General features: G+C 61.6%; 27 protein-coding genes. 18 read left to right on the forward strand and 9 right to left on the reverse strand.

Going from position 1 to position 25781, the window contains the following annotated elements; genetic code table 11:
• Positions 1–106 precede the first annotated feature (106 nt).
• The gene (locus MUY21_RS05210; RefSeq protein ID WP_248409302.1) at positions 107–1759 is read right to left on the reverse strand and encodes an electron transfer flavoprotein-ubiquinone oxidoreductase; all 1653 of its coding nucleotides are present in this window, start codon (positions 1757–1759) and stop codon (positions 107–109) included.
• 316 nt (positions 1760–2075) lie between these two features.
• Between MUY21_RS05210 and greA the strand changes: the two genes are divergently transcribed.
• Together greA and MUY21_RS05220 are read left to right on the forward strand one after the other, a co-directional pair.
• The gene (gene greA / locus MUY21_RS05215) at positions 2076–2546 is read left to right on the forward strand and encodes a transcription elongation factor GreA (RefSeq protein WP_191286023.1); all 471 of its coding nucleotides are present in this window, start codon (positions 2076–2078) and stop codon (positions 2544–2546) included.
• A 77-nt stretch (positions 2547–2623) separates the two neighbouring features.
• On the forward strand, positions 2624–3643 hold the full coding sequence (locus MUY21_RS05220; RefSeq protein WP_248409578.1) for a hypothetical protein: 1020 nt from the start codon (positions 2624–2626) through the stop codon (positions 3641–3643).
• Here MUY21_RS05220 and MUY21_RS05225 read toward each other — a convergent pair.
• From MUY21_RS05225 to MUY21_RS05245, 5 genes are all read right to left on the reverse strand, one after another.
• Positions 3640–6966, reverse strand: coding sequence for an efflux RND transporter permease subunit (locus MUY21_RS05225; protein ID WP_248409303.1), 3327 nt, complete (start codon positions 6964–6966; stop codon positions 3640–3642). The genes MUY21_RS05220 and MUY21_RS05225 overlap by 4 nt on opposite strands.
• A gap of 3 nt (positions 6967–6969) precedes the next feature.
• Complete coding sequence (locus MUY21_RS05230; RefSeq protein ID WP_248409304.1) at positions 6970–8430, reverse strand: HlyD family efflux transporter periplasmic adaptor subunit; 1461 nt, start codon at positions 8428–8430, stop codon at positions 6970–6972.
• Positions 8431–8555: 125 nt separating this feature from the next.
• Positions 8556–9110: a molybdenum cofactor biosynthesis protein B gene (gene moaB, locus MUY21_RS05235; protein ID WP_248409305.1), complete on the reverse strand. Its 555-nt coding sequence runs from the start codon at positions 9108–9110 to the stop codon at positions 8556–8558.
• A 9-nt stretch (positions 9111–9119) separates the two neighbouring features.
• Complete coding sequence (locus MUY21_RS05240; protein ID WP_248409306.1) at positions 9120–9722, reverse strand: metallophosphoesterase; 603 nt, start codon at positions 9720–9722, stop codon at positions 9120–9122.
• Positions 9719–10522, reverse strand: coding sequence for a uracil-DNA glycosylase (locus tag MUY21_RS05245; RefSeq protein ID WP_248409307.1), 804 nt, complete (start codon positions 10520–10522; stop codon positions 9719–9721). The genes MUY21_RS05240 and MUY21_RS05245 overlap by 4 nt, the downstream gene beginning before the upstream one ends.
• Before the next feature lie 121 nt (positions 10523–10643).
• Between MUY21_RS05245 and MUY21_RS05250 the strand changes: the two genes are divergently transcribed.
• Genes MUY21_RS05250 through MUY21_RS05270 form a run of 5 tightly spaced genes read left to right on the forward strand, consistent with a single transcriptional unit; the run spans position 10644 to position 14437 of the window.
• The gene (locus MUY21_RS05250; RefSeq protein WP_248409308.1) at positions 10644–11606 is read left to right on the forward strand and encodes an aspartate carbamoyltransferase catalytic subunit; all 963 of its coding nucleotides are present in this window, start codon (positions 10644–10646) and stop codon (positions 11604–11606) included.
• Positions 11599–12072 carry a hypothetical protein gene (locus tag MUY21_RS05255; protein ID WP_248409309.1) on the forward strand — a complete coding sequence of 158 codons (474 nt, stop codon included), beginning with the start codon at positions 11599–11601 and terminating at the stop codon, positions 12070–12072. Before MUY21_RS05250 ends, MUY21_RS05255 begins: the two co-directional genes overlap by 8 nt.
• Complete coding sequence (pyrC, locus tag MUY21_RS05260) at positions 12069–13340, forward strand: dihydroorotase (protein ID WP_248409310.1); 1272 nt, start codon at positions 12069–12071, stop codon at positions 13338–13340. The genes MUY21_RS05255 and pyrC overlap by 4 nt, the downstream gene beginning before the upstream one ends.
• Complete coding sequence (gene plsY, locus MUY21_RS05265; protein ID WP_248409311.1) at positions 13333–13941, forward strand: glycerol-3-phosphate 1-O-acyltransferase PlsY; 609 nt, start codon at positions 13333–13335, stop codon at positions 13939–13941. The genes pyrC and plsY overlap by 8 nt, the downstream gene beginning before the upstream one ends.
• A 19-nt stretch (positions 13942–13960) precedes the next feature.
• Entirely contained in the window at positions 13961–14437 is a 477-nt protein-coding gene (locus MUY21_RS05270; RefSeq protein WP_248409312.1) for a DUF805 domain-containing protein, read from the forward strand.
• Here the strand turns inward: MUY21_RS05270 and MUY21_RS05275 are convergent.
• Positions 14434–14688 (reverse strand): DUF167 domain-containing protein, encoded by a 255-nt coding sequence (locus MUY21_RS05275; RefSeq protein ID WP_248409313.1) that lies wholly within the window; start codon positions 14686–14688, stop codon positions 14434–14436. The two genes, MUY21_RS05270 and MUY21_RS05275, sit on opposite strands and share 4 nt — an antisense overlap.
• 74 nt (positions 14689–14762) lie before the next feature.
• On the opposite strand from MUY21_RS05275, the gene MUY21_RS05280 reads away from it, so the two are divergent.
• The 6 genes from MUY21_RS05280 (at position 14763) to MUY21_RS05305 (ending at position 19300) form a co-directional block, all read left to right on the forward strand.
• Positions 14763–15875 (forward strand): class II histone deacetylase, encoded by a 1113-nt coding sequence (locus tag MUY21_RS05280; RefSeq protein ID WP_248409314.1) that lies wholly within the window; start codon positions 14763–14765, stop codon positions 15873–15875.
• Positions 15876–15974: 99 nt separating this feature from the next.
• A complete protein-coding gene (locus MUY21_RS05285) occupies positions 15975–16553 on the forward strand; it encodes a nitroreductase (protein WP_248409315.1) in 579 nt (192 codons plus the stop codon).
• Positions 16550–17239 carry an EI24 domain-containing protein gene (locus MUY21_RS05290; protein WP_248409316.1) on the forward strand — a complete coding sequence of 230 codons (690 nt, stop codon included), beginning with the start codon at positions 16550–16552 and terminating at the stop codon, positions 17237–17239. Before MUY21_RS05285 ends, MUY21_RS05290 begins: the two co-directional genes overlap by 4 nt.
• A 186-nt stretch (positions 17240–17425) precedes the next feature.
• Positions 17426–17944 (forward strand): sigma-70 family RNA polymerase sigma factor, encoded by a 519-nt coding sequence (locus MUY21_RS05295; RefSeq protein WP_248409579.1) that lies wholly within the window; start codon positions 17426–17428, stop codon positions 17942–17944.
• Entirely contained in the window at positions 17941–18576 is a 636-nt protein-coding gene (locus MUY21_RS05300) for a ChrR family anti-sigma-E factor (RefSeq protein ID WP_248409317.1), read from the forward strand. Before MUY21_RS05295 ends, MUY21_RS05300 begins: the two co-directional genes overlap by 4 nt.
• 208 nt (positions 18577–18784) lie before the next feature.
• Positions 18785–19300, forward strand: coding sequence for a fasciclin domain-containing protein (locus tag MUY21_RS05305; protein WP_248409318.1), 516 nt, complete (start codon positions 18785–18787; stop codon positions 19298–19300).
• Between the two features lie 82 nt (positions 19301–19382).
• On the opposite strand, the gene MUY21_RS05310 is transcribed toward MUY21_RS05305, so the two are convergent.
• Positions 19383–20108 carry an SDR family NAD(P)-dependent oxidoreductase gene (locus tag MUY21_RS05310; RefSeq protein ID WP_248409319.1) on the reverse strand — a complete coding sequence of 242 codons (726 nt, stop codon included), beginning with the start codon at positions 20106–20108 and terminating at the stop codon, positions 19383–19385.
• The gene (locus MUY21_RS05315) at positions 20105–20878 is read right to left on the reverse strand and encodes a DUF1365 domain-containing protein (protein WP_248409320.1); all 774 of its coding nucleotides are present in this window, start codon (positions 20876–20878) and stop codon (positions 20105–20107) included. Before MUY21_RS05315 ends, MUY21_RS05310 begins: the two co-directional genes overlap by 4 nt.
• Positions 20879–21024: 146 nt before the next feature.
• Between MUY21_RS05315 and MUY21_RS05320 the strand changes: the two genes are divergently transcribed.
• Genes MUY21_RS05320 through MUY21_RS05340 form a run of 5 tightly spaced genes read left to right on the forward strand, consistent with a single transcriptional unit; the run spans position 21025 to position 25750 of the window.
• Positions 21025–22356, forward strand: coding sequence for an FAD-dependent oxidoreductase (locus MUY21_RS05320; RefSeq protein ID WP_248409321.1), 1332 nt, complete (start codon positions 21025–21027; stop codon positions 22354–22356).
• Positions 22307–23470, forward strand: coding sequence for a cyclopropane-fatty-acyl-phospholipid synthase family protein (locus MUY21_RS05325; protein WP_248409322.1), 1164 nt, complete (start codon positions 22307–22309; stop codon positions 23468–23470). Before MUY21_RS05320 ends, MUY21_RS05325 begins: the two co-directional genes overlap by 50 nt.
• On the forward strand, positions 23457–23966 hold the full coding sequence (locus tag MUY21_RS05330) for a hypothetical protein (RefSeq protein ID WP_248409323.1): 510 nt from the start codon (positions 23457–23459) through the stop codon (positions 23964–23966). The genes MUY21_RS05325 and MUY21_RS05330 overlap by 14 nt, the downstream gene beginning before the upstream one ends.
• Positions 23967–25193, forward strand: coding sequence for an MFS transporter (locus MUY21_RS05335; protein WP_248409324.1), 1227 nt, complete (start codon positions 23967–23969; stop codon positions 25191–25193).
• Positions 25190–25750: a DUF3833 domain-containing protein gene (locus MUY21_RS05340; protein ID WP_248409325.1), complete on the forward strand. Its 561-nt coding sequence runs from the start codon at positions 25190–25192 to the stop codon at positions 25748–25750. Before MUY21_RS05335 ends, MUY21_RS05340 begins: the two co-directional genes overlap by 4 nt.
• Positions 25751–25781 lie beyond the last annotated feature (31 nt).

Below are 25781 nucleotides of genomic sequence, written 5' to 3' on the forward strand. Positions count from 1 at the left end.
CTTCGACTGCCGAAGCGTTGAACAGGAACCTAATCGGCTCGTCCGGTGAAAACAATGAGGGGCGGCACGTGGCCACCCCTCACATTTGCGTTTTTTCGAACCGGCGTCACATATTGGGATAGTTTGGCCCGTCACCGCCTTGCGGCACGGTCCAGGTGATGTTCTGGCTGGGGTCCTTGATGTCGCAGGTTTTGCAGTGCACGCAGTTCTGGAAGTTGATGACAAATCGCGGGTCTTTGCCGTCTTCCTCGACCACTTCGTAGACGCCAGCCGGGCAATATCGCTGCGCGGGTTCGGCATATTCCGGCAGGTTCACATTGATCGGCACGGTCGGGTCGATCAGCTTCAGGTGGCAGGGCTGACTTTCCTCGTGGTTGGTGGCCGAAAAGGACACGTTGGTCAGACGGTCAAAGGACAGTTTGCCATCGGGTTTCGGATAGTCGATGACCGGGAAGTCCGCCGCCTTGCCCGTAGCCTGCGCATCAGTCTTGCCGTGTTTGACCGTGCCGAACGGCGAAAAGCCCAGAAGCGATTGCACCCACATGTCGAAGCCACCCAGCATCAGCGATGCGGTCAGGCCAAACTTCGACCAGAGCGGTTTCACATTGCGCACCTTTTTCAGATCCTTGGCAACGTCGCCGGTGCGCAGTTCTTCCTCGTAATCGGCAAGCTCATCGCCCGAGCGATCGGCAGCGATGGCTTTGACCGCCGCATCCGCGGCGGCAATGCCCGACAGCATGGCATTGTGATTGCCCTTGATGCGCGGCACGTTCACCAATCCGACCGAGCAGCCCAACAGTGCCCCACCGGGGAACGAGGCTTTCGGCATCGACTGATACCCGCCCTCTGAAATCGCCCGCGCGCCATAGGCCACGCGTTTGCCGCCTTCCAGCAGCGATGCGATCTCGGGGTGATGCTTGAACCGCTGGAACTCCATGTACGGATACAGATGCGGGTTCTTGTAGTTCAAGTGAACCACGAAGCCGACAAACACCTGATTGTTTTCAAGGTGATAGATGAACGAACCGCCGCCCGCGTTCTTGCCCAAGGGCCAGCCCATCGTGTGGGTCACGGTGCCTTCGCTGTGCTTTTCCGGGTCGATTTCCCAGATCTCTTTCATACCAAGGCCGAATTTCTGGACGTCGCGCCCGGCTTGCAGATCGTATTTCGCGATGATTTCCTTGGCCAGCGACCCGCGCACGCCTTCCGAGATGAAGACGTATTTGCCGTGCAGCTCCATCCCCGGTTCGGTGTTGGGGCCGATGCTTCCGTCTTCCTCAAGCCCGAAGACGCCAGCCACCACGCCTTTGACTTCACCTTTGTCGCCATAGACCAGTTCCGAACACGCCATGCCGGGGAAGATTTCGACGCCCAGTGCTTCTGCCTGTTCGGCCATCCAGCGGCACACATTCGCCATCGAGACGATGTATTTGCCGTGGTTGTTCATCAGGGGCGGCATCGGCCAGTTCGGCACCCGCAGATGGCCCGCCGGGCCAAGCACAAGGAAGTTGTCTTTCTTGACCGGGACGTTGATCGGTGCGCCCTTGTCTTTCCAGTCAGGGATCAGCTTGTCCAGACCGCAGGTGTCCAACACGGCGCCGGACAGGATATGCGCGCCCACCTCGGACCCTTTTTCCAGCACGACGACATTCAGATCGGCGTTCTGTTGCTTCAGTCGGATGGCGGCCGACAGGCCAGCCGGGCCAGCGCCCACGATGACCACATCGTATTCCATGCTTTCGCGTTCAATGTCGCTCATTTTCTTTTCCCCGGATGGTCCGTTTCGCAAGATCGTTAGCTTGACCCACCCGGCGGGTCAATCGGGACACTGCGTTACAACGGCGATCCACCGGGGAATTGGCTGGTTTTTTCGGGTGTTTGCGCTGACATGGCCATTCGGCGATGTCGTGCCGTACATGCCCCCCCCGACCCAACATTGCCGTTGCAAATCGTGTGGGATTGTTAGACGTTCTTGGTAACCGGGGCGTTTGCCCCATGACATGATCACAATAAAACGGTAACAACTTCGCCGATGCGCCGGTTGCGCATGGGCCACGGAAGAACGAATAGGTCTCATGGATAAGATACCTCTGACGCGCGCGGGACACACTGCGTTGAACGACGAACTGAAACTGCTGAAGACCGAAGAACGTCCGGCCATTATCCGCGCGATTGCAGAAGCGCGCGAGCATGGCGATTTGTCCGAGAATGCGGAATACCACTCGGCCCGCGAAAAGCAGAGCTTCATCGAAGGCCGGATCAAGGAGTTGGAAGGCGTGTTGTCGCTGGCCGAGGTGATCGACCCAGCCACCCTGTCGGGTGCGGTGAAGTTTTCCGCGACGGTGACGATTGTCGATGAAGATACGGACGAGGAAAAGACCTATCAGATCGTGGGCGAGCCCGAGGCCGATATTGAAAACGGCAAGCTGAACATCAAATCCCCGCTGGCGCGCGGGCTGATCGGCAAGGAAGAAGGCGACAGCGTTGAAGTGCGCACACCGGGCGGTGAAAAGGCTTACGAGATCCTGAAGATCGAATGGATCTGACGCCGCGCGCAGCGGACACGAGGAACAGGATGAACGACAAGACGAAAAGCGGATCTGCAAGCCTGGGCACAGGGCGCATGAGCGGTCTGAACGCACAGGTGCCGTCACTGAGCGGGGGCGAGGTCATCGGGCTTCTTCTCTCTGGTCTCTGGCTGGCGGGCTGCATCCTCTTTTTTCTGGTTCTGGGCTTTGGCAGCAGCGATGGCGAAGGCTTGTCCCAACCGTTGCAATTCCTGATGACACTTGTGGCGGTGATCATGCCGGTGGCCGTGATCTGGGTGGCGGTGGCCGCGCTGCGATCAGCGCGCATCATGCGCGAGGAAAGCGTGCGGCTCAGTGCTGCGATTGATGCGATGCGGTCGGCTTATATCCAGCAGCAGCAGGGGTTCACCGGCACGCCCGCTCAGGCGTCGAAGGTGGAACAGAAGCTGGAAGAGATCGCGCAGGTCAGCCGCAAGACCGAAAGCGCGCTGGCGACCTTCACCTCGATCCGGCCGGGCATGCCGACGCTGGCCAACCCAACGCCTACCAACCCCAGCCCTGCGATCGTGTCCGATAGCGCGGAACAGACCACTGCCGATCAGACAAGCCTTGCGCTGGGCACCCCGGTCGAAGACCTGAACCCGCCCCTGTCGATCGAGGATTTCATCCGCGCTCTGCATTTTCCGGAAACCGCCGATGATGCCGACGGGTTCCGCGCGCTGCGCCGGGCACTGGATGACCGTCAGGTCGCGGGTCTGGTGCAAGCCTCGCAAGATGTCCTGACGCTGCTGTCGCAGGATGGCATCTATATGGACGATCTGCGCCCCGACCGGGCGCGCCCGGAAATCTGGCGCAAGTTTGCCGCGGGTGAGCGCGGGCGCGGAGTGGCTGCCCTGGGTGGGGTGCGGGATCGTTCGTCGCTGGCCCTGACGGCGGGGCGGATGAAGCAGGACCCGATCTTTCGCGATGCTGCCCACCATTTCCTGCGTCGGTTCGATCAGACCTTTGCGGGGTTTGAAAAGAACGCCTCGGACGCCGATATTGCGGCGCTGGCCGACACCCGGACGGCGCGGGCTTTCATGCTGCTGGGGCGCGTGACCGGGACGTTTGATTAAGCCTTGCTCCGATGCAAGGCGATGGCTCCGGCCAGATAGACGAGTAAGGATATTGCGGCGCTGATCAGCACGAAACGGGCCACCGCCTGCGGGGTCAGACCCCAAAGACCAAGCGAAAGGCCGAAGGCGGCCAACATCGCCATGGCCGCACCGGTGACCAGCAGCGTCGCGGGTTTCAGCCCCGCGCGCCCACGCCCGCGCCAGACCCGTTTCAGGGCATGCACCATGCGACCCATATCCGCCTGAATGGCCACCAAAGCGGGCACGACCAGCAGCACCAGCACCATGCCGAAGCCCAGCCCATAGGTCAGCGTGATCACCGTGGGTTTCAGGAATTGTGCCTGACGCGATGTTTCATACAAGAGCGGCCCAAGCCCCAGCACCGTCGTCATCGTGGTCAGCATCACCGGGCGCAGACGGTCCGCCGACCCGTCGATGATCGCGGGCACCAACCCGCGTTCGCGGGCGTATTCGTCGATGGTTGTGACCAGAACGATTGAATCGTTAATGATGATCCCGGTCATGCCGATCAGCCCGACAACCGAAAACATCGACAAGGGCACCCCCCATTGCACATGGCCGAAGATCGCGCCAACCAGTCCGAAGGGGATGATCGCCATCACCACCAACGGGCGCGTCCAGCTTGAAAAGATCCAGGCCAAAGTCAGGAAGATTCCGAGCAGCACAAGGATCAGACCGGTTCGGGCGTCTTCCAGAAACTCGCTTTGCTGTTCAGCCAATCCGCCAAGCCGGAAGGCGATGCCGAACTCCTCGGCCAGGTCGGGCAGGATTTCTGTGGCGATGGTGCGCTGGATTTCCTCGGCGCGGGCGGCGTTGTTTTCGTCGATGTCACCGGAGACATTGACCAGGCGGATACCGTTTTCACGCTGCACACTGGCAAACCCGGTGCGGGACCGGACCGAGACCAGATCGGCAAGATTGACATAGGTGCCGGTTTCGGTGCGCAACTGCGTGCGTTCCAGAAAATCCGAGGTCTGTTCAGCCTCGGGCAGTTGTACCCGGATTTCGGCCGAGCGCGTGCCATCGGGATAGCTCGCGGCTTCGATCCCGTTCAGGCGGTTGCGCAGCACGCGCCCCAGCCCGTCGATGGTGAAACCAAGAGCCTTGCCCTGGGCGGTCAGGTCAAGGATCAGCTCCTCTTTGTCATAGGACAGGCTGTCCTCAAGCGCCGAGACTTCGGGATACGCCGACAGGCGGCCTTTGAAGGCTTCCGAAGCCGCTTTCAACTGTTCCGAGGTGGCCCCGTACAGGTCCACATCCAGACTGTCGCCGCCGGGGCCATACCTGTTGCCGCGGAACGACAGCACCTCTAGCAGCGGGTGGCTGTCGACTGCGTCCTGAAGCGCGCCGACAAAGGCAAAGGCGCTGTAGGGGCGCAGGTCCGCGTCGATCAGTTCGACCGACACCGACCCAAGCAGGTCGTTGTCTTTGCCGTCGACACCCGACAGCCCGCGACCCGCGTTGCCCCCGATCTGCGACAAGGCGTGCACGACCGGATTGCGGCCGTGCTTCTGCTCGAACTCGGCGGCGGTTTGTTCCACCGCTTGCTGCACAAGACGCATCATTTCAAGGGTATCGTCGCGGGTGGCGCCCGAGACCATGGCGAAATTTCCTGTGACCGAGGATCGTTCTGGCGCGTTGAAAAACCGAAAGGCCAGATCGCCGCGAATGAAAATGGACGCCTGGCTGGCCAGAATCAGCACGGTCAGGGCGATCACCGGATACCGGGCCTTGATCACCCAGCCCATCGCCGGGCGAAACGCGTGGTCGCGCACCCAACGAAACCCACGGTTGACCTGCCGCGACGGCCAGTCATACCAGTGTTCTTTCGCCGTATGGGTCAACGCGTGCGCCATGTGGTGCGGCAAGATCAGGAAGCATTCGACTAGCGATGCCGCCAAAACCACAATCACGGTAAAGGGTATATCCGCGATCATATCGCCAAACCGTCCGCCGATGGCGGTTAGGCCAAAGAAGGCGATCACCGTGGTCAGAGTGGCGGAAAACACCGGGGGGAACATGCGTTTGGCGGCGTTCTCGGCGGCTTCGACCGGGGATTCCCCCAACCTGCGGGCGCGAAAATCGGCGTGTTCGCCCACCACGATGGCGTCATCGACCACGATCCCGAGCGTGATGATCAGCGCAAAGAGCGAGATCATGTTCAGGGTCAGCCCCGACATATACATCAGGAAGATGGCGGTGGTCATCGCCACCGGAATACCCGCCGCGACCCACAGGGCTGTGCGGGCGTTCAGAAACAGAAACAGCAGCAACAGCACCAGCGTCAGGCCCTGCAATCCGTTTTCCATCAGCATGTTGATCCGCGCGGTGATCAGGTCGGACCGGGTGCGTACGAGCGAGATCTTGACCCCGTCTGGCAGTGTCGGCAGCAATTCGGCGCGCACCTCTTCGACGATTTCCTGCATCCGGATCGCATCCCCTTGCGCCGAACGTGACACATTCAGTGCAATCGCTGCATCGTCGCCGACGAAATAGGAGCGGTTGCGATCGACCCCTTCGACACTCACCTGTGCCACATCGCCCACGGTCAGCTTCGACCCGTCCGGGTTCGAGCGCAGGACAATCGCTTCGATCTGGTCGGCGCTGCGTTTGGCCACCCCTGTGCGTACGCGGGTGGCACCCGATGCGACCTCGCCCGCCGGGTCCGCGGCCACTTCGCCGGCGATGGCCTCGGCGATCTGGGCCATGGTGACGTCATGTTCGATCAGCGACAGCGATGTGACCTCGACCACCGTGCGTGGTGCCTCAAAGCCCCGGATGCCGGTGCGTGTCACGCCGCGTTCAAACAGGCGAATGATCATTTCATCCGCGAAGCGGCCAAGCTGTTCGATCCCGACCGGGCCCGAGATCACGACGTCGGTCACGCTGTCGCGCCAGGCCCCGCGCCTGACCTGCGGTGTGTCGGCGTCTTCGGGCAAGTCCGACATCTCGTCCACGGCAGTTTGCACATCGTCGGCGGCGCGGGCGACATCCCAGCCCGGTTCAAATTCCAGCGTGATGCTGGCGCTGCCTTCAAACGACCGGGAGCTGACGCTTTCCACACCCTCGACGGCCAACAGGGCGGGTTCCATGACCTGCACGATGGCCTCGTCCACGTCCTCGGCGCCGGCGCCTTGCCATGTGGTCTGGACCGAGACGCTTTCGATCACCACATCTGGAAAGAACTGCGCCCGCATCTTGGGATAGGCAAACAGACCCAGGGCGATCAGCACCACCAGCAGAAGGTTCGCCAACGTGGCATGGCGGGTGAAATAGGACAGAAGGTTCAAGCCGCGTCCCATGCGCTAGTTCCCCATCCGCTGTTCCAGCCGTGCCAGAGTATCGGCGGGCAGGGCGCCGGTATCCAACTGGGCCAGAATGCGTTCGCGCGCGGCCTCCGGCATACGGTCATTGCCTTCCACGAAACTGCGCAGACGGGCCAGGCGTTCGGGTTCCAACGTGACCATTTCTGCCTGTGGCTCGGGTGCGGGGGGCTGTCCGGTGCGCACCGGGCGGATGCGGATGCCCGCGCCCAGGGCCGGGGTGCGTTCGGTCACGATTTCCCGCCCCTCAAGCGCGGTGGCGCGCACGATCACGTCATTGCCCTGACGGCGCAGAAGCTCGACCCGTGCGCTGCTCAGGCGGTCTTCGGGGCCAAGCACCAGCACCTCGTTCTGCGCGTTCAGCGCCGAGGCGGGCAAAAGGACGGTACCGTCCAGTTGCGGTTCATCGACTGTAACGGTCACAAAATCACCAGGACGCATTCCCGGCGACGGGTCGAGCGTGGCAAAGATCTGCCGCCCGGTCTGCCCTTCGCCCACATCCGCGCTTTCGCGGTCGATCCGCCCGGTCGCGATCAGGTCAAGTCCCGCAGCGTCCAGCCGGACGGTGATATCCGTGTTCGACAGTCGGCCCTGATCGTCCAAGAGACGCGCATATTGCGCGGCGGACACCCGGAACCGCACCTCAAGCGCCGATGGGTCGATGATCCGGCCAATCTTTTCATTCGCCGCAACCACGCCACCGCGCAACACGGACACATCGGTCAGAATGCCCCCGATTTCGGCATGAATCAGCGTTTCGTCCAGCCTGCGCTGCGCTTCGTCCAGTTGAATCTGGCTGCGACGCAAGGCTGCTTCGGCGGTCGAGACGCGCGCCTGCGCGGTGATCACGGACTGCCGTTTGCCCAGCACCGCCTGTTGCGCCGCCGAGGCTGCAAGGGCGGCTGTTTCCACCGCCGCTTCGGTGCCGACGCCACGAGTGACCAGATCGCGTTGTCGGGTCAGGGCCGCTTCGCGCAGGTCTGCTTGCCTTGTGGCGTTGTTCAGATCATCCCGTGCCAGTTCCAGCGCGGCGCGTGCGTCCCGCAGCTCGGCCTTGGCTTGCGACAGGTCGGTCTTGGCGAGTTCCAGTGAGAATTCGAAATCCGTCGGGTCGATGCGCAAAAGCTTGTCGCCCTGCTGCACCACACCGCCGGTTTGGAAATTTTCGGCCATTTCGGTCACGGTGCCGCCGGTCAGCGCCCGCACGTCCAGCGCGCGCCGCGATGACAGCTCGCCATAGGCGGTCATGACCGGGGTCAGGGTCCCGGCCGTGACCGTCATCACGTTGGCTGAAAAGATGCGCTCGCTTGCGCCGGGGGCCGCGCTGTCGCGTTCGGCCCGCGCCTTTATGGCCGAATTGATCATGCTGCCTGCCATCGCCAGCAAGCCAAGCGTTGCCGCCAGAAGGAAAAGCCCGGTCAGGCTGCGGCCCAGAAAGCGCATGTCACAACTCCACTTTATGCCGTAACATCCTGTATTGCTTAGCCGGTGCAGGCAAGCGGCGCATGGTCACAGCTTCGGCATGTCGACGGTTGGTATACCTGTTACGCTTCACACGCGCGGGCAGATCATTTCCGTCGCTTGTGTTCATCCAGACGCGGAAAGATCTCGACGAAGTTGCAGGGCATGTGGCGATAATCAAGCTGATGCACCAGAATGTCGTCCCACGCATCCTTGCACGCACCGGGGCTGCCGGGCAGGGCGAACAGATAGGTGCCATTTGCCACGCCGCCCGTGGCGCGGCTTTGCACCGCTGAAGTGCCGATCTTGTTCATCGAGATGATGGTAAAGACGGTGCCGAAGGCTTCGATCTCTTTCTCATAGACATCGCGATGTGCCTCGACCGTCACGTCACGCCCCGTCAGGCCAGTGCCGCCGGTCGATATGACCACATCAATCTCAGGATCCAGCGACCATGCCCGCAACTGATCGGCAATCTGGTCACGCTCATCCGGGCAGATGGTGCGGTCGGCCAGGATGTGCCCGGCCTGTTCCAGTCGGGTCACCAGGGCGTCGCCGGACCGGTCGTCGTCCATCCTGCGCGTGTCCGAGACTGTCAGGATGGCGATACGCACCGGAATGAACTCTCGTTTGGCGGCGTCTTGTGCGGTGATGTGGGACATGTTCCGTTCCTAGGTAAGCGTGATCCAGTTGGGGGTCGGGCCGAGGTTCAGAACCTGCGTGTCGCCGATGAGCCCGGTTTCGCCCCACGCATCGTGGATATGACCGCATAGCAGCCATTGGGGCGACAGACGTCGCGCCGCATCCAGCACGGCCTGCGACCCAAGCGACCCCAGCTCGCCATGCTGATCTGCGATCCCCTTGGGCGGCGAATGCGAAATCAGGATGTCGGCCCGGTCGATGTCCGCCAGCATCGCCTGTGCTTCACCCTCGGTCAGGTCGAAAGAGGTCCACGGAATGGCGGGCGGTGGCGGGATGGCGGCGCCGATCCCGGCGATGGTCAGGCCGTCGATCACGATGGTTTCGCCATGTAACACGATGACATCTGTTCCCGCGACGGCCGCGCGCAGCTCGCCTTCGGTCTCGTTGTTGCCGGGCACCATAACGGTCGGCACGCCCAGCGTCGTGAAAGGGGCCAGAAAGTCTGCAAGCCCTTCACGGCGATGCGCGTAGTCGCCCACGCCCAGAATCAGGTCCGCGTGTCGCGCCGCATCAAGCAGCTTTCGCGCTGCGACCTTGCTGAGATGCAGGTCGGAAAAGGCCAGAATTTTCATGTCAGATCCCGCAGTTTTTCCTGTATCGACAAAAGGTCTGCCCAAGCCTCGCGTTTGGCGGCGGGCGTGCGCAGAAGATAGGCAGGGTGAGTCATGGGCAGGACGGGTTTGCCCCATGCCTCGTCCCAATTGCCACGCATCCGCATGATGCCTTTGCGCCCCAACACCGCCTGACATGGCGTGTTTCCCATCAGGACGATCAGATCAGGGGCAACAAGTTGCACGTGGCGTTCCAGAAACGGCACCATCATCGCGATCTCATCGGCGCTGGGATCTCGGTTGTTGGGCGGGCGCCATGGCATAACATTGGTGATATAGATCGCGTCCTTCGACAGCGGCGCGCCGCGCCCCATGCCGATGGCTGCGAACATCTTGTCCAGCAGCTGCCCGGCGCGCCCGACGAAAGGTTTGCCGGCAATGTCCTCGTCCCGGCCCGGTGCCTCGCCGATGATCATCACACGGGCGGCGGGGTTGCCATCGGCGATCACCGTGTTGCGCGCGCCGCGCTTCATTTCGCAGCCTTCGAAGGCCTCAATGGCTGCGCGCAACGCGTCCAGATCCTTGGCGGCGGCTGCGGCCTGTTTGGCCAGTGCGACAAAATCCTGCTGCGGCGCTGCAGTGACAGGCGCTTTCGCAGCAGGCGCGAGCGTTGACGCCGGTGGCGATTTCGCGGATTTCGGCGGGGTCGGTTCCAGCGCGTAACGGTCAACGGGCGCGTCCCCGATCGCGTCCACCGCGCCGAGTTCGATATACCATTCCAGAAGCGCCTTCGCGCCATGCCAGTCTTGTGCCGATTCCATGCCGCACAGCCTAGTTGCGCGGGCAGGGAAGGTAAACGATCTGTTGGGTTTTCAGGCGCGGTGGGGATGGACGAACCCCACGCCCGATCCTATAAGCGGATCAAACAGGACGGAGGCCCGTATGACATTCCGCCAGCGCCATCTTCTGGGGATCGAACAGCTTCACCCGGAAGAGATCAAAACCGTTCTGGACCTTGCCGACAGCTATGTTGATCTGAACCGTTCCGCGCAAAAACGGTCGGATGTCCTCGCGGGGCTGACCCAGGTCAATATGTTCTTCGAAAACTCGACCCGCACACAGGCGTCGTTCGAGATCGCGGGCAAGCGTCTGGGCGCGGATGTGATGAATATGGCGATGCAGGCGTCGTCGATCAAAAAGGGCGAAACGCTGATCGACACGGCGTTGACGTTGAATGCCATGCACCCGGATTTGCTGGTGGTGCGTCATCCGCATTCGGGGGCGGTGAACCTTCTGGCCGAGAAGGTGAATTGCGCGGTTCTGAACGCGGGCGATGGCAAGCACGAACACCCCACGCAGGCATTGCTGGATGCGTTGACCATCCGGCGCGAGAAAGGGCGGCTGCACCGTTTGACCGTGGCGATCTGCGGCGATATCGCGCACAGTCGCGTGGCGCGGTCGAACCTGATCCTGTTGGGCAAGATGGAAAATCGCGTGCGCCTTGTTGGCCCGCCGACCCTGATGCCCAGCCAGATCGACCAGTTCGGGGTCGAGGTCTACGACGACATGGAGGAAGGTCTGAAAGACGCCGATGTGGTCATGATGCTGCGCCTTCAACGCGAGCGGATGGATGGCGGCTTTATCCCCTCGGAACGCGAATATTACCACCGCTTCGGGCTGGATGCCGAAAAGCTGGCCCATGCCAAGCCCGACGCCATTGTCATGCACCCCGGCCCGATGAACCGGGGGGTCGAAATTGATGGCACCATCGCTGACGACATCAACCGATCGGTCATTCAGGAGCAGGTGGAAATGGGCGTCGCCGTGCGCATGGCCGCGATGGACCTTCTGGCCCGCAACCTGCGCGCCACCCGTGCCGCTGAGCCCGAGGGTGTCTATGTCTGAGCAAGAGTTCGAACTGGAACCCCGTTTGGAAAGCCAGACCGACCCCGATCTTGAGCCGGGCGAGCGGCTGATTGACAGCTTCTCGGGCAATCTGACCACCTATGTGAAAGAACACGTCCTGCTGGCAGCTCTTGGGTCCGTGCTGATGTCCGGCATCCTGATCTATATGGGCAATCCCCATGCCTGGGCGGGTGTCGTGGGGTCGGTGGCGGCCATTGCCGTGCGGGGCGTCTATGTTGCGCGCGAGCAGTTGGGCTTCACTTGGTATCTGACCAATCGCCGCCTGATCGGGCCGGGGGGTCGGACCATCCTTCTGGAAAACATCGAGAAGGTGAACGTGATCTTTTCCGCCGCGCAGGTGGTGTCGCGGACGGGTGACAAATACATGATGAAATATCAGGCCGACACCAAGGCCACACAGGCCGCGATTGATCGCGCGCGCGGGGTGACGGGGGACACTGCATGACAACGACTTTCACCAATGCCCGCCTGATCGACCCCGAGGCCGGGACGGACGAGACCGGCAGCCTGACCATCGAAGACGGGGTGATCATCGGCGTCAATGCGGACGAGCAGGGCGATATCATCGACTGCGGTGGCAAATGCCTGGCACCCGGCATCGTTGATATTGGCGTGAAGATCGGTGAACCCGGTGAACGTCACAAGGAAAGTTTCCGCAGCGCAGGGTTGGCTGCGGCGGCGGGTGGCGTCACCACGATGATCATTCGCCCCGACACGACGCCTTCGGTCGATACGCCGGAAACGCTGGCTTTTGTCGCACGCCGGGCAAGCCAGGCTGCCCCCGTCAATGTGCATTCCATGGCCGCGCTGACCAAAGGTCGCGAAGGGCGCGAAATGGTCGAGATGGGGTTCCTGCTGGACGCAGGCGCGGTGGCGTTCACCGATTGCGACCATGTTGTCACCAATAACAAAGTGTATTCCCGAGCCATGACCTATGCGCGCAGCCTTGGCGCGTTGATCATCGGCCACCCGCAAGACCCGAACATGTCCAAAGGGGCCGCTGTGACCTCGGGCAAGTTTGCCAGCCTGCGCGGATTGCCTGCCGTCAGCCCAATGGCTGAGCGGATGGGGCTGGAACGCGATCTGGCCTTGGTCGAGATGACAGGTGTCGCCTATCACGCCGACAATCTGTCCACCGCCCACGCTCTGCCCGCGCTGGAGCGTGCCAAGACCGCCGGGCTTGACGTGACCGCCGGTGTGAATATCCACCACCTGACGCTAAACGAACTGGACGTGGGCGACTATCGCACTTTCTTCAAGCTGAAACCGCCGCTTCGGTCCGAGGATGATCGGCTTGCGATGGCCGATGCGGTGGCGCGTGGGGTGATTGATATCATTTCCTCGATGCACACGCCGCAGGACGAAGAAAGCAAACGCCTGCCGTTTGAGGAAGCCGCGTCCGGCGCGGTTGCGTTGGAAACGCTGCTGCCTGCGGCGATGCGGCTGGTCCATGCCGGGTTGATCGACCTGCCGACTCTGTGGCGCGCGCTGTCGCTGAACCCCGCCCGGCGGTTTGGCCTGCCGGGGGGGGAGTTGGTGCAGGGGGCCCCCGCCGATCTGGTTCTGTTCGACCCCAACGCACCCTTCGTGTTGGATCGGTTCAAGCTGAACTCGAAATCCAAGAACACGCCCTTCGACGGGGCACGGATGGAGGGGCGCGTGCTGGGCACCTGGGTCGGTGGCGAACGTGTCTTCGGGGGTGACGATGCCTGAGCTGATCACCGCGCTGCCCGTGCTGGCTCTGGTCGCCGTGGCTGGCTATCTGCTTGGGTCCGTGCCATTCGGTATCGTCATGGCGCGCCTGTTCGGGCTGGGCGATCTGCGCCAGATCGGGTCGGGAAATATCGGCGCCACCAACGTTTTGCGCACTGGGAACAAACCCGCAGCACTTCTGACCCTGCTGGGCGACGCTGGCAAGGGGGGCGCGGCGGTCCTGCTTGCGCGGGCGCTGGTCGGGGAAGACGCCGCGCAAGTCGCGGGGTTCGCGGCGTTTCTGGGTCACTGCTTCCCGGTGTTTCTGGGCTTTAAGGGTGGCAAAGGGGTTGCCACATGGCTGGGCACCATGCTCGCCTTGGCCTGGCCGATCGGGCTGGCCGCCTGTGTCACGTGGCTTGTGGTGGCGGTGGTCTTCCGCGTTTCTTCGCTGGCGGCATTGGCGGCAGCGGCATTGTCGCCGCTATGGGCTCTCTTACTGGGGTTGCCTGCCTATGTGATTCTGTCCATCGCGCTTGCATTGTTGATTTTCCTGCGTCACCGCGCGAACATTGAACGGCTGATCGCCGGGCAGGAACCCCGCATCGGCCGCAAAAAATAACCTCAGCAGGGGACAGAATATGAGTTTCATGGAATCGATCAGAACGTGTTTTTCGAAATACGTGACCTTTCAGGGCCGCGCGCAGCGGTCGGAATTCTGGTGGTTTGTGCTGTTCATTCTTGCCGGGCAGTTTGTTCTTGGCATGATCGACAGCGCCCTGTTCGGCACAGTGACGACCATCGAAGGCGGGGGCGGGTTCGAAGCGCAGACGAACACGCCCGTCCTGTCCGGCCTGTTCAGCCTAGCGACCTTGCTTCCGGGAATATCGGTCACGGTGCGCCGTCTGCACGACACGGGCCGCAGCGGCTGGTGGTATTGGCTGGCGTTGATCCCGCTGATCGGGATCATCATCCTGATTGTCTGGTATGCCAGCAAAGGCACGGATGGACCCAACCAGTATGGGCCTGACCCGCTTGGCGGTGGTGGCGATTATTTTGATCCGAACGACGGAACCTATGCCGCCTCCTCGATCCCGCGCACGGGCGATCAGGGTTAATCCACCCGAAACACCTTGTCCCGCGATGTCGCGCCCTGTGTCAGCACAAGGCGCGATTTCGCGATCCCCAGCGCCTGCGCCAAAAGCTTGATCACGGCCTTCGTCGCCTTGCCATCTTCCGGCACCGTTGTCACTGAGACGCGCAACTGGCCATCCCGTTCTTCAACCTGATTGCGCGCCGCCTTGGGCGTGACACGCACCGATAGAAGCGCGCCCGATCTGGCCAAATGGGAAAGTTCGCCTTTCTTCATGGCGCCATCCTGTCGGGCGGGGGTGGACGGTGCAAGCCCTGTGGGCCACTCTGCACGGGAGAACGGAGGCGGACATGACGAAAACGGGTTTCTTCTGGGACGAGAAGTGCTTTTGGCATTCCGGCGGCAATTATGCGGGCAACCTGCCGGTGGGTGGGCTGGTGCAGCCCTTGGCGGCGGGTGGACTGCCCGAAAATCCCGAAACCAAGCGGCGGTTGAAAAACCTCATGGATGTGACCGGGTTGACCGGCGCGCTTCACGCCCAATCCGCCCCTGAAGCGACGCGCGAGATGCTGGCACGGGTGCATCCGGCCAGCTTTCTGGACGAGTTCCAGCGCGTATCCGACGCGGGTGGGGGTGAGCTGGGTTTGCGCACGCCGTTTGGTCAGGGGGGATATGAGATTGCGGCCCTGTCGGCGGGTCTGTCCGTTGCCGCGCTGGAGGCCGTTTTGCGTGGCACGGTCGACAACGCCTATGCCCTGTCGCGCCCGCCCGGCCATCATTGCTTGCCTGACTTTCCCAATGGGTTCTGCCTGCTGGCCAACCTCGCCATCGCGATCCGCAATGCGCAAGCCAACGGGTTGGCCAAGCGGTTTGTCGTGCTGGATTGGGACGTGCATCACGGCAACGGGACCGAGGCGATTTTTATCGAAGACCCCGATGTCCTGACGATTTCTTTGCATCAGGAACGCAACTATCCGACCGATACGGGCGATACGGATGTGCGCGGCGAAGGTGCAGGGCAGGGGGCGAACATGAACGTCCCGCTGCCACCGGGGGCAGGTCATGCCACATATCTTGAAGCGATGGAGCGTCTGGTGCTGCCCACCATACGCGCCCATGAGCCGGAGGTCATCGTGATCGCCTGTGGCTATGACGCGGCGCTGATTGACCCACTTTCCTGTATGCTCGCGACTGCCGACACATTCCGACAGATGACCCGCATGGTGATGGGGCTGGCCGCCGATCTGTGCGACGGACGCCTGATGATGACGCATGAAGGCGGCTATTCCGAAGTCTATGTGCCCTTCTGCGGCCATGCGGTGCTTGAGGAAATGTCGGGCGTGGAAATCCATGCCCCTGACCCTCTGGCCGAAACCTTCGCCGCGCGTCAGCCGAACGCGCGGATGGTTGGTGCTTTTTCCGATCTGATCACGGAAATGCAGGGTTTTTTCGATGTTAAGTGATGTAACATCTTGACGCGGGTCCCCTGACACCCGACATGTGCACCAAGCCAGCCGCATTGAGCGGCCAAGCCTGAATTTTGCCAGACAAGGGACAAAACCATGCCTGACCGCAACCAAGCTGCGCTTGATTTTCTGCTGACCCGCCGTTCGCGCCCGGCCAAGACCCTGACCGGACCCGCCCCGGATCGTGCGGCGCTTGAACCGATCCTGACCGCCGCGGCCCGCAGCCCCGACCACGGCAAGCTGGAACCGTGGCGGTTTATCGTGTTGGAGCGCGGCGCGCTGGACCGGTTGGCGGATTTGGTCGATGTGCGTGGGGCGGATCTGGGCGAAGCACCCGAGCAGGTTGCCAAGATGCGGTCCGCCTTTGCCGATAGCCCGCTTGCGGTTGTCGTGGTCTCGGCCCCCGTGGATTCGCCCAAGGTGCCGCAGGTCGAACAACTCTATTCCGCGGGCGCGGTATGCCTTGCGCTTCTGAACGCCGCACTTGCCTCGGGCTGGGGGGCGAACTGGTTGACCGGATGGGCCACCTATGACCGCGATTTCTTGCGCGACGGATTGGGGCTGGCGGATCACGAAACCGTGGCCGGGATCATCCATATCGGCACCGAAACAAGCGCCCCGCCCGAACGCCCCCGCCCCGACCTGGCGGCCCTGACCACATGGATGGACACATGATCCTTGATGATTTCTTCCGATCGGTCGCGCAAATGGCCGACCCGCGTTTTCGCAGCGTGCTGTTGAAAGGGCTGGCGCTGACTGTCGGGCTTCTGATTGCGGTGACGGTTGCCATGACCTGGCTGGTGGGCTTTCTGGTCCCTGACACACTGTCACTGCCGTTCATAGGCGAGGTGTCGTGGGTGGACGGGCTGGCCTGGTGGGCCGCGTTTCTGGTAATGATCGTCCTGTCGGTGGTGCTGATGGTGCCGGTGGCGGGAGCCTTCACCGGAATATTCCTGGACGACGTGGCCGATGCGGTCGAGGCGCGGCATTATCCGAACCTGCCCCCGGCGCCGGATGTGCCGATGATCGAGACTGTGCGCGACAGCCTTGGGTTTCTGGGCGTCATTGTCGGGGTCAACCTGATCGCGTTGATCCTGTTCTTCTTTGTCGGCCCGCTGGCACCGATCCTGTTCTGGGTGGTCAACGGCTATCTTCTGGGGCGCGAGTACTTCCAGTTGGCCGCCATGCGCCGCGTGGGTCGGGTGGAAGCGGGTCGCCTTCGGACGCGCAACAACCTGCAAATCTGGCTGGCAGGCACACTGATGGCGATCCCGCTGTCCGTTCCCTTGGTCAATTTGCTGATCCCCATTCTGGGCGCGGCGACATTCACTCACCTGTTCCATCGGGTGTCCGCGCGATAGGGGTGGCGGCGCAGCGACATTTTTTGCTGCTGAAGTGATCCGGTTTACAAAGTGCCTCGTATTGAGGTTATGTTGACCCTGACCCTTGATCACCCGAGCACCCGGCCTGCTGCGCCACCTGTGCGTTGTCTTGAAGGAAAACCGGTGTCGCATAACAAGTCCGAGATTTCTGAACAGACGGTCTGGATGATCGCTGTTCGGGACAGACAGGATCGGGAGGCATTTGGTGCGCTGTTCGATCACTTCGCGCCACGGTTGAAGGGGTTCATCATGCGCACGGGCTGTTCGGCCCCGCAAGCCGAAGAAATCGTGCAGGACGTGATGCTGACCGTGTGGCGCAAGGCGTCGATGTTCGATCCGCACCGTGCGCAGGTGTCGGCCTGGATATATCAGATCGCCCGCAACCGGCACATCGACATTGTGCGCAAGGAAAACCGCCCGGTGCCCGAGGAACTGGCCGAGGATCCGGGAGCCGAGCCAGATGCCAGCCAAATTCTTGCTGTCGAGCAGGAAGCCGGAAAACTGAAAGCCGCGCTCTCGTCCTTGCGGCCTGAGCAACGAGACATGATTGAAAAGGCCTATCTGGGCGAATTGACCCATCAGGAGATCAGCGACCAGACCGGCCTGCCACTTGGAACCATCAAATCCCGCATCCGACTTGGGTTGGAGCGGTTGAGACACGAGTTGAAGGGACTGCGAGAATGACCGCAATCACCCATCATATCCCGGACGACATTCTGGCGGCCTATGCTGCGGGCAGTCTTCCACATCACTATGCCGTTGCGGTGGCCAGCCACGTATCGCTGTGCATTCAGTGCCGCGCGTCGCTGGAAGCCCACCAGACGATGGGCGGTGCATTGCTGGAGACAGCCGAAGCCGTGGCTGTGTCAGGCAACATGAAAGCCGACCTGCTGGCCCAGCTTGATGCGCCGGCGAAACCCGAGCCTGTCTATTCCCGCCGGGGCATCTATCCCGGTCCGGTGGTCGCGGCGCTGAAAGGGCAGGATCCGACGTGGAAATCGTTGGGCATGGGTGTGCGCCAGTCGATCCTGTCGCAGGACAAGCACGGCTCAGTGCGGTTGCTGTATATTCCGGGCGGTCAGGCCGTGCCCGATCATGGGCATAACGGGCTTGAAATGACCCTGGTCCTTCAGGGCAGTTTCAGCGATGAAACCGGGCGCTTCGGTGTCGGTGACATCGAGATCGCGAATGAGGATCTTGAACATACACCCATTGCCGACCCGGGTGATCCCTGTATCTGCCTGGCCGCCACCGATGCACCGTTGCGGTTCAATGCGCTCGTGCCGCGTCTGTTGCAGCCGCTGTTCCGGATCTAGGTACCCCTGAAAATCCCCGTACAGAGATAGTGAAAACCGGCGCTGCGGCGTCGGTTTTCCCATTTTTATCAAATGCTTGATTGTATCAAGACTCACGTTCGCGTGACCTTTTGAAACACGGTGAACCGCAGGCAAATTGCGCCCGTATCCCTTTCATAAGTACGAGTTGACCAAGAGGCATTTAGCCCGCCAACAAGGAGAAGACCTTATGAAATCGTTGTTCAAGACCACCGCTGCCGCGCTTGCCCTGACCGTCGCCGCGAATGCCGCGCAAGCCGACAATATCGTCGAGATCGCGGCTGCCGATGATCGTTTCTCGACCCTGGTTGCGGCCGTGACGGCTGCCGGTTTGGTCGAAACGCTGTCCGGCCCCGGCCCGTTCACTGTTTACGCGCCGGTGAACGATGCGTTCGACGCTTTGCCCGATGGCACGGTCGAGACCCTTCTGAAGCCCGAGAACAAGGGAAAACTGACCGATGTGCTTCTGTATCATGTGGATGATCGCAAGCTGACCGCCGGGATGATCCCGAAAGGGTCAAACTATTTCAAACCCGCGCTGACCAGTGCGCGCCTGTGCCTCACGGCTGGTGCAGATGGGGTGAAGATCGCCGACAGCACCGGGGACATGGCCAATGTCATCATTGCCGACATCATGGCGGATAACGGTGTGATTCACGTGATCGACAAGGTGCTTTTGCCGGGCGCGCGTCCCGCCTGCCACTGATACCTCTCGGGGTCTCCAAGCCAACGAAATTGCCGCCCCTGCCGGGCGGCATTTTTTGTTGCAACAGCGGCAGGACAGATCCCTATTTTCCGCGATAGACCAGCAGGTCGGGCAGATAGTCCAACAGGCGAATGCCCCACGAAAACGGGGCGGGAAAGTCGGTGCGGAACCGTGTTTTGCGCATCGCCTTCACAACGTGTTTCGCCGCGTCTTCCGGCGACATCAGCATCGGCATCTTGAACGAGTTTTTCTGGGTCAGCCGGGTCTTGATGAAGCCCGGATTGACAATCCTGACCACCACGCCTGTGTCTTTCAGGTCGAACCGCAAGGTCTCGGCCAGGCTGACGATGGCGGCTTTGCTGGCGCTGTATCCGATGGATTTGGGCAAGCCGCGATAGCCTGCAAGAGACCCGATCAGGGTGATGTCCCCCAGGCCTTTGGCGACCATGGCTGGCACGACATGACCCATCACATGCATCGCGCCAATGAAGTTGACGTTGCACATCAGCATGGCCGCATCCTGGTCCCAGTCTGCCGCCTGCATCGGGTCATAGGCCCCAGCGATATAGACGATGCCATCAACATCGCCGGCTTGCGAGGCCGCGTCCTGCACAATGTCGGGGTCGGTCACATCGACCGGAACGACACGGGCGTCGGAAAGCTCATCGGCCAGTTCTTGCAGGCGATCCTGGCTGCGGGCCGACAGGATCAACCTTGCGCCGGCCTTGTCCAGATCATGCGCCATGGCGCGGCCCAGACCTTCGCTCGCGCCAATCAGCCAATAGGTTTTGCCATTGAAGTCAATCATCCGTCCATCCCCCGAAACGTTTCGCTGTCCGATATCAGTGGCTCGGGCGGGGGCGGCTTGCGCAGGAAGGGTGCGCGTTTCAGATACAGGATCAGAGCCTGCCAATAGATCAGCGCCACGACGCGCAGCGCCCCGAACGGACGGCGCAGCGCGGCCCATGCCAGCGAGCGGTTGGTGGCGGGGAACCGGTCGCCGACCAGCGTGGCCAGCACACCCTGATCCCCGTTTTCATAGAGGATGCGGATGTCGAATTTTTCATCGGTCATGCCGAAGTAGAACCGATACTGCCCCTCGACTTTCTGGAACGGCGAGACATGCATCAGCTTTTCGGCCACGATCACATCGCGCTTTTCAATCGGGCGCAGGTCGTCGTGGGCGCAGAAATAGCAATGTCGGTGTCCAAATGTGTTGTTCACCTCGGCGATGAATGCGCGCGGTGTGCCGTCTTTGGTGGCGATCCAGAAGCTCACGGGATTGAAGTGGAATCCCAGAAAGCTGGGTTGGGTCAGCAGCCAAAGCTGCAGATCGTCTGTCGGCAGGCCGCGTGCCGCGAGTTCTTCACGAAACCACGCCATGCCGCGCCCGTCGCCGCACGGGCCACCATGGTGCTTGTCCCACAGGGACCACAGATTGAACCGATTGCGCGACAGCAACGCAGGGAGCCGGTCCTCCTCAAGATCGCTCAGCACAAAATCGACGCCATAGGTGAAGGCGTTTTTCAGCTTGCCGCGCCGTGCGTGCAGCGTGTGGGCTTGGACATGGTCAACCATTTGGACTGATTACGCACCATTTTGGGTTCTGGATCACGAATTATGCCGGACCTTTCGGAAAAAACGCGATTTTCTGGTGGTTTGACTGATCCAAGACGTTCTGCACGCCGTAATCCCTTCATGTGAATTGCAAAAAAGAGGCGTCAATGCTCGATCAACAGCTCGGCCCGCGTAGGAAGATTGCAATCGTCGGAGGGGGGATATCCGGCCTGTCGGCGGCCTATTACCTTTCGCAACGCCATGATGTCACGATCTACGAAGCTGCGACCCGGCTGGGAGGCCATGCCCGCACCGTGATGGCGGGCAAAAACGGCGATCAGCCGGTGGATACCGGGTTCATCGTGTTCAACTACGTCACCTACCCCTATCTGACCCGTCTGTTCCGCGACCTGGACGTGCCGGTTACGAAAAGTGAAATGAGCTTCGGGGCCAGTATCGACGACGGCTGGCTGGAATACGGCTTGAGCAACCTGAAATGTATCGCGGCGCAGAAGCGCAACCTGCTCAGGCCGCAGTTCTACAAGATGATCGCCGACATCCTGCGTTTCGGAAAACATGCCGAAGCTGCAGCGGTCGATGACGACAAGACCATCGCCGATCTGGTGGACGAGCTGCGCCTGGGGCAGTGGTTTCGCAACAATTACCTGATGCCGATGTGCGGCGCGATCTGGTCGACCCCTGTGGCCGAGATCGACCAGTTCCCGGCCCGGTCGCTGGTGCGTTTCTTTCGCAATCATGCCCTGCTGGCGGGTCTGGGCGAACACCAGTGGTGGACCGTCAAGGGTGGCAGCATCGAATATGTAACCCGGCTTAAGGCCGCGTTGCGCGCGCGCGGGGTGTCGATCCGGCTGGGCGCACCGGTTACACGTGTGGCCCGGATGCCCTATGGCGTCACCGTTCAAACCGCGCATGGCGAGGACAAGGGGTATGACGACATCATCCTGGCCTGCCATTCCGATCAGGCCTTGGCCATGCTGGGCGATGGGGCGACCGAGCCCGAGGCTGCGGCGCTGGCGCGCATTCGCTATCAACCCAACAAGGCGGTCCTTCATTGCGACCCCGGTCAGATGCCCCGGCGCCGCGCGGCATGGTCCAGCTGGGCTTATCGTTCGCAGGATGGGGCCATTGGCGTCACCTATTGGATGAACAAGCTGCAAGATATCCCCGAAGATGATCCGCTGTTTGTGACCTTGAACCCCTCGCGCCCGATCGCGGCGGATAAGATTTACGACGAGGTGGAATTTTCCCATCCGGTCTTCGACAGGGGCGCCTTGCGCGCGCAGGAGGAATTGCGCGCGATGCAGGGGATGAACCGGACATGGTTCGCCGGTGCCTATCACCGCCACGGTTTTCACGAGGACGGCATCGCCAGCGCGCTGCGCGTTGTGCAGATGATCAACGACCAACATTCACCGAAAGGAACGGACATTGCGTTTGACGAACAAAGCCCTGAAGTCGGAATTCCTGTCCACCTGTGAACGGTTGCGGAACGGGCAACTGACCCTGCGCACACCCGAGGGCGAGACCCATCATTTCGGGACCGGCGGGCGTGCCGCGGAAATGCAGATCAACGACTGGGCCGCCGTGTCGGCGATGGCCGCGCATGGGCAGGTCGGGTTGGGCGAGACATATGTGCAGGGCATGTGGGACACCCCGTCGATCGAGGACCTGATGACCGTCGCCATGCAGAACCGTGACCACCTTGGCAGCTATGATCAGGCAAGCGTATTCAACCGGGCCAAGTTTCGGTTGGTCGACACCATGTTGCGCGCCAATTCCCGTCGCGGGTCGCGCAAGAACATCCGGTCGCATTATGACGTGGGCAATGAGTTCTATCAGCTATGGCTGGACGAGGGGATGACCTACTCCTCGGGTCTTTTTGCTGACGGCAGCGAAGATCTGGGCGAAGCACAGACCCGCAAGAACGCCCGCGCCCTGTCTCGCCTTGGGGCGGGCGATCGGGTGCTGGAAATCGGGTGCGGGTGGGGCGGGTTTGCCGAACATGCCACGCGCCAGGGGCGCGATGTGACCGGCGTCACCATCTCGCGCAACCAGCACAGCTATGCGGATTGCCGTCTGGATGGGCGGGCGGACATCCAACTGCGCGATTATCGCGACATTGATGGCAAATATGACAACATCGTCTCGATCGAGATGATCGAGGCGGTCGGCGCGCGCTACTGGCCCAGTTATTTCGGGGTGCTCAAGAACACGCTGGCCGAAGGCGGGCGGGTGCTGTTGCAGGCGATCACCGTCAAGGACAGTTTCTTTGACACCTACAAGACCTCGTCGGATTACATTCGCCAATATGTCTTTCCCGGCGGGATGCTGCTGTCAGACAATGTGATTTCCGATCAGGCCCAGAAGGCTGGGTTGCAGGTTCAAGACAATTTCCACTTTGGTCAGGATTACGCCAAGACCTGTCGAATCTGGGCCGAACGATTCGCCGCACAGAAGCGCAGGATATTCGAGATGGGCTATGGCGAGGCTTTCCAGCGCAACTGGCAGTATTATCTTGAGATCTGTGCCGCATCCTTCGCGATTGGACACACCAATGTGGTGCAAGTGGAACTGGCCCATGCGCGCGCGTGACATCATCACGGCTCTGGCCCTGTGGATCGCTGCGGCGACGCCCATCGCGGCGCAAAGCAAGGTGGTGGCGTCCGTCCTGCCGGGGGCCGAGCTGCGCGGCACGGCGACGTTGCGTTTCCTTGGCCTGCCGCTGTATCAGGCGCGACTGTTCACGCCGGGGGCTGCCCCGCTGGACTGGGGTCAGGATTTCGGGATCGAGCTGACCTATCTGCGGACCCTCACGCAATATGATCTGGTCGAGGCCACCCTGCGCGAGTTCAAGCGCACCGGGGATGCCCTGCCGCTTGAGGCGCAGTTGAACGCCTGTTTCAAGGCAGTGGCTAAGGGCGACCGGTATCTTGCGATCACGGATGGCGATGACAAGATCGGCTTCTGGCGCAATGGTGCGCGCAGCTGCACCCTGAGCCATCCTCAGATCAAACGCCGCTTCATGGGCATTTTCGTGGGCAAGAACACAAGGTCGAAATCCTTCACCCGACAGCTTACGGGGTCATGAATGGTTTATCCGCGCGTCAGCCTCTATGCCTTGATGCTGGCTGCGGCGGGCATCCCCTTGTATATCCACCTGCCGCGGTTTGCCTCGATCAACCTTGGGATCGGGCTGGGGGTGATCGGGGTGATCCTCTTGATCATCCGGCTGGTCGATCTTGTGCAGGATCCGCTGTTGGGCTGGGCAATCGACCGCTGGCCAAGCGCGCAACTGCCTTTTGCCATGATCGCCGCCGCCGGGTTGGCCATCGGGTTTCCCATCCTGTTTTCGCTCGAGCCGGGCGGGGCTGTGACGCTCAGGCTGGTGGCGGTTCTGGTTCTTTTGTTTTCGTCATACAGTTTGGGGATGATCCTGCTGTACGGGCGCAGTGCGACGCTGGCGCGGTCAACCGATGCGCACGACCTGATGACACTTGCCGCCTTTCGCGAAAGCGGGATGTTGGCCGGGGTCATTCTGGCCGCCATCGCCCCTGCGCTGTTCATGGGGCTTGGCGCCAGTGGGCAGGGCTATCCGGCATTCGGGTGGTTTCTGGGCACCGTGGCCGTCACGGTCGCTCTGGTCAGCCACCCGATCTGGAAACGCACGCCAATCTGCGGCGACGGCCTGAGCCTGCAGGGGTTGGCAAGCGCCGGGGCCTTGCGCTTGCTGGTGTTGGCGCTGGTCAACAGCCTGCCTGTCGCGGTCACATCAACCCTGTTTCTGTTCTTTGTCGAAGACCGCCTGCAATTGCCCGGCAAAGCGGGTCCGCTTCTGATCCTGTTCTTCCTCAGCGCGGGGATGAGCGTGCCGCTCTGGACCCGGCTCAGCCGCCATATCGGCACGAAAATGACGCTTGTCATCTCGATGCCGCTGGCGATTCTTGGCTTTGTCGGGGCCGCTATACTTGCCCCCGGCAATCTTGTCGGCTTTGCGATCATCTGTGTTGCGTCCGGGGCGGCGCTGGGGGCGGATATGGTGGTTTTGCCCGCGATGTTCTCGGTCGTGCTGACGCAGGCCGGCCTGAACGCGTCCGCCGCGTTTGGCATCTGGTCGTTCGCGGGCAAGCTGGGCTTGGCATTGGCCGCTTTCGCCGTCCTGCCGCTTCTGGAAAGCCAGGGTTTCCAGCCCGGACAGGTGAACAGCAAGGGCGCGCTGACCACCCTGAACATCGCCTATGCCATCGTGCCCTGCATCCTGAAACTTGGTGCCTTCGCCCTTGTGCTGGCGCTTCCATCCGAGAAGGCTTCCCCATGAAACTTCTGACTGCATTCCTTCTTCTGGTTCTGGCGGCAACCTTTGCCAAGACCGTCCTGTTCAGTTTCCGCTCGCAAAGCCCGGATGACTATGCCGATACCGGACCCGCGTTTTCGTTGAAAGATCACCTTTCCGGCAAGTTCGCCTCGGAAGGTCTAATCTTTGGACCCACCGGCAAACTTGCCAACAGCTTCGTCGCCGAGATGGAGGGCAAATGGGATGGTGACACCGGCACCCTGACCGAGCATTTCACCTATTCCAACGGTCGCACCCAGAACCGTAAATGGTTCCTGAAACTGGGCGAGGGCAATGCCTTTACCGCCACCGCTGATGATATCGTGGGCGAGGCGAAGGGCATTGTGTCCGGGTCGACCGTTTCGATCCGCTATCAGATCGTTTTGCCGCCCGAGGCAGGTGGCCACACGCTTTCCGCGACGGACTGGCTTTATCTGACCGAAGACGGCGTCATCATGAACAAATCCGAGATGCGTAAATACGGTCTGAAAGTGGCCGAACTGATCGCCACGATGCGTCCCGTCGAAGGAACAAAGCCCTGACAGGGGCGTTGAAGTACGTAGAAGAACAGTC

It is taken from the genome of Aliiroseovarius sp. S2029 (genome assembly GCF_023195575.1).
In the GTDB taxonomy this organism is placed as follows: Bacteria; Pseudomonadota; Alphaproteobacteria; order Rhodobacterales; family Rhodobacteraceae; genus Aliiroseovarius; species Aliiroseovarius zhejiangensis.